Source organism: Pseudomonas cichorii (assembly GCF_015471405.1).
GTDB lineage: Bacteria > Pseudomonadota > Gammaproteobacteria > Pseudomonadales > Pseudomonadaceae > Aquipseudomonas > Aquipseudomonas serbiensis.
In genome coordinates, this window is the sequence record NZ_BLVZ01000001.1 from 244,815 (window position 1) to 258,210 (window position 13,396).

Consider the following 13,396-nt stretch of genomic DNA (forward strand, 5'->3'; position numbering starts at 1 on the left):
ATGGATTATCAGTGGGACTTCCAGATCGTCATCGACAATTTGCCGGTGCTGATGCGCGGGCTCAAGGTGACCTTTCAGTTATTCCTCATGGCGGCCGTGATCGGCGTGCCGGTCGGTCTGCTGCTGGGCGTGGCGCGTCTGTCACCACTCAAGCGCATCACCTTGCCGGCGATTGCCTTTATCGAAGTGTTTCGCAACACACCGGTGCTGATTCAGTTGATCTGGATCTACTACGCATTTCCGGTGCTGTTGGGTGTGCGTTTCTCGCCGTTTTTTGCTGCGGCGCTGGCCTTGAGTCTGTATACCGCCGCTTATTGCGCCGAGATATTTCGTGCCGGTCTACAGTCGGTGGTGCGCGGGCAGTGGGAGGGGGCCAAGGCATTGGGCATGACCCGGGCGAGGGCTCTGCGGCGTGTGATTCTGCCGCAAGCCTGCCAGCGCATGCTGCCGGCACTGACCAATCGCATGATCGAACTGGTCAAGGTCACGTCACTGGCGTCGACGCTGGCTGTCACCGAGGTGATGTATCAGGGGCGCTTGCTCAGCTCCAGTTACTATCGACCGCTGGAAATCCTGACGGTCGTCGCCTTGCTGTATTTCTGCCTGATCTGGCCGTTCAGCTTCCTGGCCGCGCATATCGAGCGCCGTCTGGCGCTTCGTTGATTGTCGAGAACCCTCATGACCGAACAACCGTTGTTCCGCATCCGTCAATTGCACAAAAGCTTCGACCAGCCGGTGCTCAAGGGCATCGACCTGGAGGTACGCCGTGGCGAACGTATCGCGATCATTGGCGGCAGTGGTTCGGGTAAAAGCACCTTGTTGCGCTGCCTGAACTTCATGGAAATACCTACCAGCGGCGAGATCGAACTGGATGGCGTATTGCTGGGTGAAGAGCGAGGCGCAGAGCGGGTTTATGCCGAGGCGCAGTTGCGTGCGGTGCGTGAGCGGGTCGGCATGGTGTTTCAGCAATTCAATCTGTTCCCGCATATGACGGTACTGGAAAACGTCATGGAAGGGCCGATCTCGGTGAAGAAGGTTTCGACGGCGCAAGCCCGTGAACAGGCCATCTTCCAGTTGGAAAAGGTCGGTCTGGCCGAGAAACGCGATGTCTATCCAGGACGCCTTTCCGGCGGCCAGCAACAGCGCGTGGCGATTGCCCGTGCGCTGGCCATGGAGCCCGAGGTGTTGCTGTTCGACGAGCCTACTTCATCCCTGGATCCTGAACTGGTGGGCGAAGTGCTGCGTGTGATTCACCAGTTGGCTGATGAGGGCCGAACGTTGTTGCTGGTAACCCATGAACTGGGTTTCGCCTATCACTTTGCCGAGCGTGTGCTGTTTCTCGAAAACGGCGTGATTCACGAACAGGGCACGCCCGACCAGGTGCTCAAGGCACCGCAGCAGCCTCGTACCCAGGAATTTCTTGCCCGTTTTGCCGAGCGCTCTTTCTAACGGAGATATCCATGCTTTCAACCACCAGCAGCCAGGCCTATGCGCCCGATCCGCGCAATGCCGACGTCAAGGTTTACCTCAACGGCGAGTTCGTGCATCGCGATGCTGCAAAGGTGTCGATATTCGATGCCGGTTTTGTCTGCGGCGATGGCGTGTGGGAAGGACTGCGGCTGGTCAAGGGCCGTCTGGTTGCATTGCAGGCGCATCTGGATCGGCTGTTCGAGGGAGCCTTGAGTATCGATCTGGATATCGGCCTCAGCCGTGCCGAAGTCGAAAAAGTGCTCTGGGACACCCTGGCCATCAACGGCATGACCGACGGTGCCCATTTGCGCCTGATGGTTACCCGTGGACGCAAAAGCACCCCCAATCAAGACCCGCGCTTCATCATCGGCAAGGCAACCGTGGTCTGCGTGGCGGAATACAAAGTCGTCGATGTACAGGCCAAGGCCCGCGGCATTACGTTGTTCACCTCGACTTATCGTTGCAGCACGCCGGACGTGTTCGACCTGCGCCTCAACTCCCATAGCCGCCTGAACCTTATCCAGGCCTTGCTGCAGGCGCTGCATGCCGGAGCCGACGAAGCCCTGATGCTCGACAGCCGTGGCTTCGTCGCCAGTTGTAACTCCACCAACTTCTTCATCGTGCGCAAGGGCGAGCTGTGGACCTCATCCGCCCATTGCTGCTTCAACGGCATCACCCGACAGACGCTGGTACGCCTTGCTCGGGAAAACGGTATCACGGTGCATGAAGGCGAATTCACCCTCGCGCAGGTTTATAGCGCGGACGAAGCTTTTGTGACCGGCACACTGGCCGGGATCACGCCGGTGAAAACGGTTGATGGGCGGGTTATTGGTTCGGGGGAGAGAGGGGTTATTGAGCGGTTGAATGGGCTTTATCAGCGTTATCTGGAGGAGTAGGTTAGCTGTGCCTGTATCTGTGGGAGGGGGCTTGCCCGCGACGTCGCCAGCAAGCTACCTGCCATTTGACTACTTCGCCGGCTTCACAAACCGCAACGTAAACCTGTCCGACTCGCCAATCGCCACATACCTGGCCTTGTCCTGTTCACCCAGTTTCAACGCCGGTGGCAGTGTCCAGACGCCCGCCGGGTAATCCTTGGTGTCCTTCGGGTTGGCGTTGACCTCGCTTTGCGCTTCCAGTTTGAAGCCTGCATCGGTGGCCAGTTTCACCACGTAATCGGTGGGCAGGTAGCCGCTCTTCTTGATGCTTTCCAGGTCGGTGCCGTCTTTGGCGCGGTGGTCGACCACACCCAGCACTCCGCCCGGTTTCAGCACCTTGAAGAAGGCCGCGAATGTTTGCGGCGCATCATCGGCAAGTACCCAGTTATGCACGTTGCGGAATGTCAGGACCCGGTCGGCCGAGGCGGGTTTGCCAAATACAGGGGTCTTTGGATCGAACTCGATGAATTCAGCCTTGCCGTAGCGCTCCGGATCGGTCTTGAATTTCTGCTTCAGACCGTCGGCGGCTTTCTTGTAATAGTCACCCGAGGAGGGCGCTTGCAGGGCTGCAATGTAATGCCCGTGATCCTTGAGCAAGGGTGCAAGAATCTCGCTGTACCAACCGCCACCGGGCGTGATCTCGATCACTGTCTGATTGCTCTGCAAACCGAAGAACTTCAAGGTTTCCTGCGGATGACGATAACCGTCGCGCACGCTGTTTTCCTTGGCTCTCCATGAACCCTCCAGCACGCTCTTGTATTGCGCATCACTGATCGAGGTATCGGGTGCAGCCGCCTGGCTGAAGGATGAAGCGAGAAGGGTGGAAAAGCCTAAAGCAAGAATCCTGGCGTTCATGATCGTCCTTAGAATGTGTCTAGTACCGGTATTGACTGTACCGGCAGATCGATCAGGCAAATTAGACTTTATGACACTAAGGATAGAACCGGGCGGGTTGTAAGGCTGTGCTTTACGCAGGGCTGTAGGGCCGGATTCATCCGGGAAGACATTCTTCCTGATCCAGGAGATGCGGCGGATGTACAGGCGGCTTCCCGGATAAATCCGGTCCTACACAGACCGTGCTCTAAGCATTATCTGCAAGCGCACCCAGAACCTGCTGCAGCGACCTGGGGGCTCGACCGGACAAATGCTCCACGTGCCCCGTCACAACATCAAATGCGCCTTGCACAAAATCCTGCTGAATACTGATGACCACGTTGATCACGTCCTCCGGTAAGCCCGCCTGGCTCAGGCCTGCACTAAGTTGCTCCTGGGGCAGTACGACAAAACCGAATGGTTTTCCAGTCAATGACGTCGCTGCCTCGACACGTTCTGCGCTGGTAATGCTTTTGGGGCCTGTCGCTGAGTAGATGGCTCCGATGTGGCCGTCACTGGTCAATACGCCTGCGAGTGCTGCTGCAACATCGTCTCGCGAGACATAGGACACACGGCTTTCACCAAGGCCGGTCAGTACCCCGGCGGCGGCCTGCATCCGGACTTCCTGAGCGAAGGCTTCAGCGTAGTAACTCATGCGAACAATCGTCCAGGCTGGCGCGGTCTTGATCAGGTGCTGTTCGGCAGTCCAGTAGGACGCACCGTTGGCAGGTTCTTCCTGCTTGCGAGTGCCCAGCGCCGACACCAGCACGATATGTTTCACACCTGCGGCAACTGCCGCATCGATTGCTGTGACGTGCTGGGTAGCCCGGACACCCGGACGCAAATCCACGCTTGGGATAATCAGCAACCGGTCAAGACCGACATACGCGGATATGAGGGTTTCAGGACGGTCGTAATCGCCCAGCCGCCCCTCCACATCGTTGGGTAATGAATGTGGTGTCCTGGAAATCCCCACCTGTTTCACACCCGGGTTCTTGTCGGTAATGTGCTGCAGAACAGCCCGACCCAGATGACCACTTGCGCCGCTGATACCAATTTTCATGTGCTCTCCAGACTCTATACGTACAAAATGTTCGTGCAATCTGTTTGAATGCAAACGGCTTTGCAAGAACGCACAGACACGTGCGTCAGTAACAAAAATGTTCGTAATGGAGCAGGAAACACATCTATGTCCTTAGCCAGAAATGACTCGGCAGACGGTCAGCACGATGCCGAAAGCTGCAAGGCGCTGGGTAATATTCTTGACCGCATCGGCGACAAGTGGACGGTCATGGTCGTAGGCATCCTGTCGGACGGCCCAATGCGTTTTAACGCCTTGCAGCGCACGGTTGCCGGTGTCTCGCACCGCATGCTGACCCTGACGCTAAGAGGTCTTGAACGAGATGGATTGGTCACGCGCACCGCCTTCGCGACCGTGCCTCCAAGAGTGGATTACGAACTGACCGACCTTGGTCATTCACTGAGGCCTCAACTGGAACTGCTTGCTTCCTGGGCCAGAACACATCAGGCGACAATCGAGCAGGCACGCAACAGTTTTGATCAGCGGAGTTTGGCCAAGAGCTCGGAATGATGAGGGTGCTGGCGGATGTGGGGGAGGCGAGTAACAGGCGTCGCCTCGCAGGCACTGTAATCCTGTTCAGTGGTGTTTGATGCCCATGACATACGCAATAACTGCCCGCTGAACCTGCAGCAAAAAGCGCTTTTGCTCATAACCCGCAAAGCCAGAGTAGTGAGCAGGATCGAAGTTGATTTCTTCTCCGACGTAAAAGGGTGGTGTCGGTAGAAGGACAGGGTTGCCCAGGCTGGTCAGGTGTTTTTCGGTGAGCGACCACTTGGTATCTGAATAGCCGGCAGGCCAGGAGTCTGTGATCAGGACGTCTATCTTTGCATCGGCGAAGGCCGAGAAGATTACATGGGGTTTTTCCTGATGAAACTCTTCGCTGCAAAAGTGGTGTACGACCATTTCCAGCGATTGGGCCAGTTCGTGCCATGAGTTCATGACGTTTGTGGTCGGGCCCCATAGGCCTACTTTGATATTTCGGATATCGCCAAATCGGGAGTGAAGGTAAAAACCGTCTGATAACACTTCGCAGGGATGGCCCACAGCGGACATGGCGTTTATGACCGGTCTTTTGCTGGCCGACGCAAACGCCTGCAGTTTTTCGTGGCTGGATTCGCGGATGACATACAGCGAATAGAAAGGGTCGAGGTAGCCTGCAAGATCGCAAGGCCGCTCTCTGGTTTTCAGGAAATTCGGCAGCTCGATATAATCCAGGCCCAGTTGCCTGAACGCCTGGATAAAGGTCGTGCGGGTACGAATACCATTTCCTTCAAATGACCAGCCGACGTTCCCTTCAATATGCGCAGGCGGCTGTTTGGCCAGTGCCCATATGTCCAGAATATTCTGAGTCGTCAAATCGTCGAGGCTGATGAGGTTCAAGATGTCCTTCCCTGGTGCTTTATGGCCGGGCGCCTTCGTCGGCATTCTCAACCTATAGGTTTGATAACTCTCAGTCCAGAGCGCCCGGCAACAGTCAAAGCTTAATACCTGACCTCAAACCCCACATAGGCCCCGATTCCATCCCCCGGATACAACGACGCCGTATCGGCCCCGGCCACGTTGTACTGCGGCGTGACTGCCGAGACATAGGCCTTGTTCGCCAGGTTCTTGAGGTCCAGTGAAACTTTCCAGTCGCCCTTGGGGGCTTCGTAGCCGATGTTTGCTCCCCAGATGGTGTATGAGGGCGCATAGAAGGTGTTGGCGTAATCCACGGCGGTGCGCGAAGCCGACTGCACGTTCACACCGGTGTAAACGCCGCCGTGATGCCGGTACTGCAACTCGCCCTGATAGACATGGCTGGGAATGCCCGGTAACTGGTTATCGCCGAACGTTTCGTCGTTGCGGTAGTGGAAGTCGTTCCAGGTGTACACCTGACGCCAGCGCAACTGGTCACCCTGAGGGTTTTCCCAGAGCCGGGTATTCAGCCCGGCTTCCACGCCCCGGTGAATGGTCGGCGAGGCATTGAAGGCGCCGGTCACTGCTGCGGAGGTCGAGGTTGCGGCGATGAACTGGACGTTCAGCAGCTCGTCATGAATCCATGAGCGATACAGCGCCAGGCTGCCGTCGAAGATCCCGGCCTTGCCCTTGATGCCTACCTCGAAGGTATTGGCTTTCTGTTCTACCAGTGGGCGGATGTAAGGTGTGGTCGGGCCGGAACCTGAGTATTCCCAGGAAGCCGGTGGATCGATTGAGCGGCTGAAGTTGGCGAACACTTGCAGTTGCGGGTTGAGGTCGTAGCGCAGGCCGATCCGCGGGGCGATGCTCCAGTTGTCGTAGTCTTCATGGGTGAGAAAGGTTGTGGTGTTGGGATTGAGCGCCTGATCGATATTGATCTTGCGCCTCACATTGATGAATGACACGCCGCTGGTGAGCCATAAGCGATCGATCAGGTTGAAGTCATTGCCCAGGGAAATGACCCGGTCGGAGGAGTCCTTGTAGTTGACCTGCTTGAGCGGAACCTTCGATGCCGTCGTCGAATTGACCTCTCCACGCAGATGCTGGGTGGAGGTAAAGGCAATGGAACTGCGGCTTTCATGGCCAAACCAGTTATCGATGCGCTCGTAGCTCGCGAGCAGGTTCAGGTCATGCCAGTCCCAGTAACTGGGGTTACTCGGGCTGTTCGGATTATTGTTGTGGGCATAGTCGTGATAGGCGAAGCCCAGGGTCAGGCGTGCATCGTCGTCGAAGGTGTAGAGGGTTTTGCTGCCCAGCCACAGGCTGCCTGGCCTGCGGCTGCCAGCGCCACTGGACTCGGCCGTGGCACTGGCGCGTCGTGGATTGTTTTTGATTGCACCCAGGGTGGTGGCACTGGGGTCGTCGTGGAACTCGTCGCGGTAGCGCAGCATCAGGCGGGTTTCCAGTTTCGGGCTGAAGCGATAACCCAGGTTGGCAACCACGCCGGAGCTCTTGGACAGGCTGTAGTCGCGATAGCCTTCATTGCGGTAATTGTCGACGTTCAGGTAATAGTCCAGCGGGCCTTCCACACCACCGACACTCAATGCCTGCTTCTGGTAGCCGTAGCTGCCGGCTTCAGCACGCAGACGCAGGCCCGGTGCGGTGTAGCCGCTGTGGTTGACGAAGTTCACCGCGCCACCCAGAGTCAATGCGCCGTACTGAAAGGCATTCGCCCCGCGCAGGATCTCGGTGTAGTTCACACCCGAGGCATTGAGGAATTCATAGGGTGTGCCTCCAGGCCCTGTGATCGGCAGGCCGTCGAACAGGAACTTGATGCCTTCACGAAAGTAACCGGGCGAGGTATTGGCACCGGAGCCCCGGATGGAGATTTTCGCCGCATCGTTACCGCCCGTGGACTGCACAAACACACCGGGCTGGTAGCCGAGGGTATCTTGCAGGTTGGCTGTGCGGCCTCTTGCTACTTCTTCGCTGTCGACCACGCTGGTGCCACCGGGCACTTCGGCCAGCTGGCTTCTGGCGTTTTCGGCTTCAGACTGGCGTGTTCCCTGGACGGTGACTGTCCCCAGCGTTGAGTCAGCGGCGCAGGCCATGGTCGGAATCAGCAAGGCGCATCCCAGCCCCATCGTGAAAGAGGCGTGGCGGACGGCCAGGCGCAATCGGTCCTGTTGTGTGGCGTGCAATTTATATCTCCCAAGTTCGTCGTTAAAAGGTCTCGGCGTTCTATGGGCATAGTCAGGCCAGTCATGGGCCTTCAGCAGGTTCTGTGCCATCTGTTAAAAGCCTGTGAAGTTGGCTGTTTGGCTGTAAGTGTTGATAAGCAGGTGATTAAAAATCGTAAAGTTTGTCGGCTGGATGTTGCAGGCTGAACAGTAGCGGTTATATCCATATTACTTGTTTGCAGTGTGCATGAATTGCACTTGTTTGCAGTGGATTGCTCCTTTGATCTTGCTGATCCAGAGCCTTTGAAGGGTTTTTGATGCTCTAAGGCTGCTCAACTGTTTGCAGCGCAACATCAATCGGTCAGTTTGTACTGTTGGCCAGCTTGTTAAAGGTGTCGATATAGAGAAAAACCAATAAGAAAGTGCTGGCACGACATCTGCAAAGTGAACTTTCATGACTTTTGGTGTTGTTCAAGTTCGGCCAGGTAATGGCTATTTGGATATCTACCTGTAAATTAGGGAGTACTTGCAGTGCAGGCGATCAAGCAACAAACCGGACGCTACTTCCCCCATTTGAGCAGCGCCGCCAGCGTGCCGATCCTGCTGGCCTTGCTCGGTCCGTTTGCCCATGCGGCCGATGAGCCCGGCAGCACAACGCTGGGCAAAGTGACGGTTACCGGCACTGCCGCAAGCGAAGCGCAGAAGGACCGCAAGCGCTTGCAGAAGGTGGCCGGCAATACCGCAGTGGTCGATAACCGTCAGGTCGAGCAGGGCAAGGCAGGCAGTGCCGAGGATGTGCTTGCCCTGCAACCGGGAGTGTTCGCCCAGGCCACCAGTGGCAGTGGTGCCAACAAGATCTCCATCCGTGGTTCCGGCCTGAACACCTTCTATCAAGGTTATGTGCTGGGGACCAAGTTCCTCTTCGACGGTCTGCCGATCACTGGCCCCGGTGGAACCCAGGAAGACTTCCTGGACATGCAGGCCGTGGATCACACCGAAGTGTTGTATGGCGCCAACGCTTCGGAATATGCAGCCCTGTCGCTGGGCGGTGCGATCAATTTCGTCAGCAAGACCGGCCGTACCGATCCGGGCAATTACGCCCGCTTCGAGGTCGGCAGCTACGGTTATCGCAAGCAGCAGTTGAGCACCGGTGGCGTGATCGGTGACAGCGATTACTACATCAATATCCAGCACAACGAGCGCGACGGTTATCAGGATCATGCTTCCAACGAGGCGCGTGGTCTGGCGGCCAACTTCGGGCATGTGTTCAGCCCGAAACTGGAGACGCGCTTTTTCCTAAAGTACCGCGAAGAGGATCTCATCAACGGCAATACCCTGACTCGTCAGCAACTCAGGCACGACCCGCGCAGCAACCTTGTGCCCACCGGACGCCGCAAGGATGGCACCACGTTTCTGGCCAACAAGACCACTTACACTTTCGACGATGGTGGCAAGCTTGAAGTGGGGGCGGCCTACAACAATTACCCGTTGCTCAATGGTTGGCGCTACGCCGTTGAGCCACAGGACTGGCGTTCCAAGGATATAAACCTGACCCTGCGCTATTTCCGTACCGGCGACAGCTTTTTCGGCTTACCCAGCGACAGCAGCATCATCTTCAGCAACACCCGGGCCTATCTGGCCGACGTCAAATCCCACAGCGCCAGCACTGGCGCCAAGTTGCAGGAAACCAACTACACCGGCTCCCGGGACACGGTGCTGAGTTTCGGCAACGAGCTGCAACTGACGGATCGGTTATGGCTGTCTTCGGGGCTTTCGTTCATCAACATCAAACGCAAGGCCGAGATCGAGTCCAGCACCCGCACCAACACCAGCGAATTTCCCGACAGTGTCGAATACACCGAAAACGATATCGCGCCACGCATCGGCCTGCGCTATCAACTGACGCCGGATTTCCAGGTGTTCAGCAATGTCAGCCGCAGCATCGATCCGCCGGTGACCTGGCAACTGGGCAGCACCGGCAATCCCTATCTGTTCGATGCCAGGCCGCAGAAGGCGACCACTTTCGAGGTGGGGATTCGCGGCAGCAAAGGCATTTTCGATGGCAGTCTGACGCTCTATCGCTCCTGGGTTCAGAAAGAGCTGCTGACTGTGGTGGTTCGGCAAGCCACTGCGACTCAGGATCAGCTCACCGCCACGTCCAATGCCAGCCCGACCATCCACCAGGGTATCGAGGCCGGTTTGAGCGCGCTGCTCTGGTCGGGTGCCAACGGCGACACCCTGGACCTGCGCCAGGCCTACACCCTCAACGATTTCCATTACCGCCACGACGACACCTTTGGCGATAACGAACTGCCCAGCTTGCCGCGCCAGGTTTATCAGGCCGAGCTTGCCTATCGCCAGCAAAGCGGCTTTTACGCCTCGCTCAACCTGCGTGCGGCGTCGAGTTACTACATCGACTACGCCAACAGCTGGCAAGCGCCGTCCTACGTGCTCTGGGGAGCCAAGGTCGGTTACCAGGCACCGAGCAAGAAGTGGGAGGTCTTCGCCGACCTGCGCAACCTCACTGACGAGCGTTACGCGACTGCCGCCAATACGGCCTACAACGCCAACGGTCAGGACTCGGCGAATTTCTATCCGGGCGACGCTTTCTCGGTGACTACCGGGGTGGCGTTCCGGTTCTGAACGCCGTTATCCACGAATGCAAGGAACTGCCATGAGTCATGAGTCTGAACTGCCTGTTACCGATGCCGAACTGGAAGCGCGCTTCGCGCCGGTCATTGCGCGGATTGCCGCTGGCGCCGTAGAACGCGAGCAGCAACGCCAACTGGCCCATGAGCCGGTTGGCTGGCTGCGTGAGGCCGGGTTCGGCGCGTTGCGGGTTCCGCGCCGTTATGGCGGGCTGGGCGCAAGCCTGCCTCAACTGTTGCACTGGCTGGTGCGCCTGGGCGAAGCCGACTCGAACCTGCCGCAAATCCTGCGGGCGCACCTGGGGTTCGTCGAAGGACGGCTGTCATCTCGTGAACCCGTCTCCCAGGCCTACTGGTTCGCCAAGGTCGCCGCAGGCGAGTTGTGGGGCGCGGCGATGGCTGAACGCAGCGACAGCTCCAGCAACACCGTAGCCTTGAAAGAGCGGGTTCCCGGAGATGCCAGCGCGGGTTATCACCTGGACGGGCAAAAGTATTACTGCACCGGCACGCTCTATGCCGACTGGGTGGCAGCCATCGCCAATGAGGGTGATGACTTTGTCAGCCTGTCTGTGCCGACCAGGGCGCAGGGCGTCGAGGTGCTGGATGACTGGGACGGTTTCGGCCAGCGCCTGACCGGCAGCGGCACGACAGGCTTCACTGCCGTTGAGGTGCCGGCAGAGCACATTCTGCGCCGCTTCAAGAAAGGCGAACTGCGCGCAGAGTCCTACCTGACGGCTTTTTATCAGGCCGTGCATCTGGCAACCCTGGCTGGTATCGCCCGTGGGGTATTGGCCGATGCCGTGGATTTCGTTCAGGGCCGCACTCGTGCCTTCGGGATTCCCGGCCAGACCCGTCCGGCCGAGGATCCGTTGGTGCAGCGGGTGATCGGTCGCCTGTCGAGCCTGGCCTTTGCCGCTCAGGCACAGGTCACGGCCATCGGCCACAGCCTGCAAGCCGTGTACGAGGCCGAACAGGCAGGTGTGGTTGTCGAGCAGCTTTATACCGAAGCGGAAGTACAGACCTATCAGGCCCAGCAGATTGTTCTGGCTCAGGTGCTGGAAGCCAGCACTTTGCTGTTTGAAGTCGGAGGGGCTTCGGCCACCAGCACCCGACGCAATTTCGACCGGCACTGGCGTAACGCACGCACCCTGGCCTCCCACAACCCGACGATCTACCGCGAGCAGGCGCTGGGCAATTACTACCTCAACGGTGTCAGCCCGACAGCGGCCTGGCGAGCATTGCATGCCGAGGCTGAGGGGCAGGGCGCTGTCGACGAAGCCAGCGCGGTCTGAACGCTATATACAGCTCAAGGAGAGCGCTATGCCCAAACAATTGCACGTCAACCTGTTCGAGATGAACTGCGTCAGCCATATCACTCATGGCATGTGGGTTCACCCGGACAATAATCGCCATCGCTTCAACGATCTGGACTACTGGACCGAGCTGGCTCAACTATTGGAATACGGCACTTTCGACGGGGTGTTTCTGGCCGACGTGGTGGGGGTTTACGATCGCTTTCGCAATGGCCCGGAAACTGCCCTTCGCGAAGGTTTGCAGGTGCCGAGCAACGATCCGATGCTGCTGGTCCCGGCCATGGCAGCGGTAACCCGTGAGCTGGGTTTCGGCGTGACCTTTTCCACCACCTACGAGCCGCCATTCAGTTTTGCCCGACGCATGAGCACCCTCGATCACCTGACCAAGGGGCGGGTCGGCTGGAATATCGTCACGTCCTATCTGCCCAATGCAGCCCGCAATTTCGGGCTGGACCAGGAAGTGCCCCACGACCATCGTTACGAGATCGCCGACGAATACCTCGACGTGCTCTACAAACTGTGGGAAGGCTCCTGGGACGACGATGCGGTGATTCAGGATCGTGAGCAGCGCATCTACACCGACCCGGCCAAGGTGCGTTATATCAACCATGTCGGTGAACACTTCAAGGTCGCCGGCCCGCACCTGTGCCAGCCGTCGCGTCAGCGTACGCCGGTGCTGTTCCAGGCTACGGGTTCGCCGGCAGGTTCGGCTTTCGCAGGGCGGCATGCCGAGGTGGTCTTTACCGGCGGTGTCACCCACGAGGATGTGCGGCGAAATATCACCACCATGCGCCGCAATACCGAGGAGCAGGGCCGCGATCCGACGGGTATCAAGTTCATTGTTCAGGCGGGCGTGATCGTCGGGCGCACCGATGCCGAGGTGTCGGCCAAGCTCGATAGCTACCGCCGCCTGATCAGTGCCGATGGCGGGATGGCACACGCCCAGATGGGTATCGATCTGAAGGCGTATCCACCCCATGAGCGGCTGTCCAGCATCATCAAGCGCGGCGATATCGGCTGGGGTTCGCTCAATCGCTTTGACCCGGATACCACGGTGGGTGAAATGCTCGGCAGTTTTTCCGGGCTGCAAGAGGATCGCTACTTTGTCGCTGGAACTCCGACGGTGGTCGCCGACGCGATCGAACGCTGGCTGGATGTGGACGGCATCGACGGCATCAACCTGCGCCAGTACCTGTCGTTCGAGACTGCCCGGGATTTCATCGACCTGGTAGTGCCTGAACTGCGCCGTCGTGGTCGTTTTCGTGAGCGCTACACCCCCGGCGAAACCTTGCGCGAGCGGCTGTTCGGAGCAGGGCAGGCGCGCCTGCCAAACAATCATCCGGCAGCGCGCTACCGCGACCCGGCAGCATTGAGTCAGCCCTTGCAGCCGCTGCGCTTTGCGGCGGCAGAACCGTCATGAACCAACAAGCAGCGGCTGTTGCAACAGCAACAGCCCATGGACACTTTGTTGGTCATCCACCACTGGCCTTTGTCTTTAAGT

General features: G+C 58.3%; 11 protein-coding genes. 7 read left to right on the top strand and 4 right to left on the bottom strand.

Features of this window, described 5'->3' with window-relative positions; translation table 11 throughout:
- From JL015_RS00945 to JL015_RS00955, 3 genes are read left to right on the top strand one after another with little or no spacing between them, the layout of a single operon-like run.
- Positions 1 to 663 (top strand): amino acid ABC transporter permease, encoded by a 663-nt coding sequence (locus JL015_RS00945; protein WP_201017046.1) that lies wholly within the window; start codon positions 1 to 3, stop codon positions 661 to 663.
- A 15-nt stretch (positions 664 to 678) separates the two neighbouring features.
- Positions 679 to 1,449: an amino acid ABC transporter ATP-binding protein gene (locus JL015_RS00950; protein WP_236250121.1), complete on the top strand. Its 771-nt coding sequence runs from the start codon at positions 679 to 681 to the stop codon at positions 1,447 to 1,449.
- 11 nt (positions 1,450 to 1,460) lie between these two features.
- Positions 1,461 to 2,366 carry an aminotransferase class IV gene (locus JL015_RS00955; protein WP_201017047.1) on the top strand — a complete coding sequence of 302 codons (906 nt, stop codon included), beginning with the start codon at positions 1,461 to 1,463 and terminating at the stop codon, positions 2,364 to 2,366.
- A 69-nt stretch (positions 2,367 to 2,435) separates the two neighbouring features.
- Here the strand turns inward: JL015_RS00955 and JL015_RS00960 are convergent, their stop codons facing one another.
- Together JL015_RS00960 and JL015_RS00965 are read right to left on the bottom strand one after the other, a co-directional pair.
- Positions 2,436 to 3,260 carry a class I SAM-dependent methyltransferase gene (locus tag JL015_RS00960; protein ID WP_201017048.1) on the bottom strand — a complete coding sequence of 275 codons (825 nt, stop codon included), beginning with the start codon at positions 3,258 to 3,260 and terminating at the stop codon, positions 2,436 to 2,438.
- A gap of 226 nt (positions 3,261 to 3,486) precedes the next feature.
- Positions 3,487 to 4,341, bottom strand: coding sequence for an SDR family oxidoreductase (locus JL015_RS00965; RefSeq protein WP_201017049.1), 855 nt, complete (start codon positions 4,339 to 4,341; stop codon positions 3,487 to 3,489).
- A 126-nt stretch (positions 4,342 to 4,467) separates the two neighbouring features.
- On the opposite strand from JL015_RS00965, the gene JL015_RS00970 reads away from it, so the two are divergent.
- A complete protein-coding gene (locus JL015_RS00970) occupies positions 4,468 to 4,869 on the top strand; it encodes a winged helix-turn-helix transcriptional regulator (RefSeq protein WP_201017050.1) in 402 nt (133 codons plus the stop codon).
- A gap of 66 nt (positions 4,870 to 4,935) precedes the next feature.
- On the opposite strand, the gene JL015_RS00975 is transcribed toward JL015_RS00970, so the two are convergent.
- Together JL015_RS00975 and JL015_RS00980 are read right to left on the bottom strand one after the other, a co-directional pair.
- Positions 4,936 to 5,739 (bottom strand): hypothetical protein, encoded by an 804-nt coding sequence (locus tag JL015_RS00975; RefSeq protein WP_201017051.1) that lies wholly within the window; start codon positions 5,737 to 5,739, stop codon positions 4,936 to 4,938.
- A gap of 101 nt (positions 5,740 to 5,840) precedes the next feature.
- The gene (locus tag JL015_RS00980; protein WP_236250122.1) at positions 5,841 to 7,955 is read right to left on the bottom strand and encodes a TonB-dependent receptor family protein; all 2,115 of its coding nucleotides are present in this window, start codon (positions 7,953 to 7,955) and stop codon (positions 5,841 to 5,843) included.
- 510 nt (positions 7,956 to 8,465) lie between these two features.
- Here JL015_RS00980 and JL015_RS00985 point away from each other — a divergent pair.
- The 3 genes from JL015_RS00985 to JL015_RS00995 are packed head-to-tail and all read left to right on the top strand — an operon-like array spanning position 8,466 to position 13,315.
- Positions 8,466 to 10,577, top strand: a complete 2,112-nt coding sequence (locus JL015_RS00985) for a TonB-dependent receptor family protein (protein ID WP_201017052.1) — start codon at positions 8,466 to 8,468, stop codon at positions 10,575 to 10,577.
- A gap of 31 nt (positions 10,578 to 10,608) precedes the next feature.
- Positions 10,609 to 11,874 carry an acyl-CoA dehydrogenase family protein gene (locus JL015_RS00990; protein WP_236250123.1) on the top strand — a complete coding sequence of 422 codons (1,266 nt, stop codon included), beginning with the start codon at positions 10,609 to 10,611 and terminating at the stop codon, positions 11,872 to 11,874.
- 28 nt (positions 11,875 to 11,902) lie between these two features.
- On the top strand, positions 11,903 to 13,315 hold the full coding sequence (locus JL015_RS00995; RefSeq protein ID WP_201017054.1) for an LLM class flavin-dependent oxidoreductase: 1,413 nt from the start codon (positions 11,903 to 11,905) through the stop codon (positions 13,313 to 13,315).
- The last annotated feature ends 81 nt before the right edge of the window (positions 13,316 to 13,396 follow it).

Excerpts from the sequence above, each read along its gene's own strand:
- JL015_RS00945 (WP_201017046.1), top strand. The coding sequence starts at position 1 with ATGGATTATCAGTGGGACTTCCAGATCGTCATCGACAATTTGCCGGTG.
- JL015_RS00950 (WP_236250121.1), top strand. The coding sequence starts at position 679 with ATGACCGAACAACCGTTGTTCCGCATCCGTCAATTGCACAAAAGCTTC.
- JL015_RS00955 (WP_201017047.1), top strand. The coding sequence starts at position 1,461 with ATGCTTTCAACCACCAGCAGCCAGGCCTATGCGCCCGATCCGCGCAAT.
- JL015_RS00960 (WP_201017048.1), bottom strand. The coding sequence starts at position 3,260 with ATGAACGCCAGGATTCTTGCTTTAGGCTTTTCCACCCTTCTCGCTTCA.
- JL015_RS00965 (WP_201017049.1), bottom strand. The coding sequence starts at position 4,341 with ATGAAAATTGGTATCAGCGGCGCAAGTGGTCATCTGGGTCGGGCTGTT.
- JL015_RS00970 (WP_201017050.1), top strand. The coding sequence starts at position 4,468 with ATGTCCTTAGCCAGAAATGACTCGGCAGACGGTCAGCACGATGCCGAA.
- JL015_RS00990 (WP_236250123.1), top strand. The coding sequence starts at position 10,609 with ATGAGTCATGAGTCTGAACTGCCTGTTACCGATGCCGAACTGGAAGCG.
- JL015_RS00995 (WP_201017054.1), top strand. The coding sequence starts at position 11,903 with ATGCCCAAACAATTGCACGTCAACCTGTTCGAGATGAACTGCGTCAGC.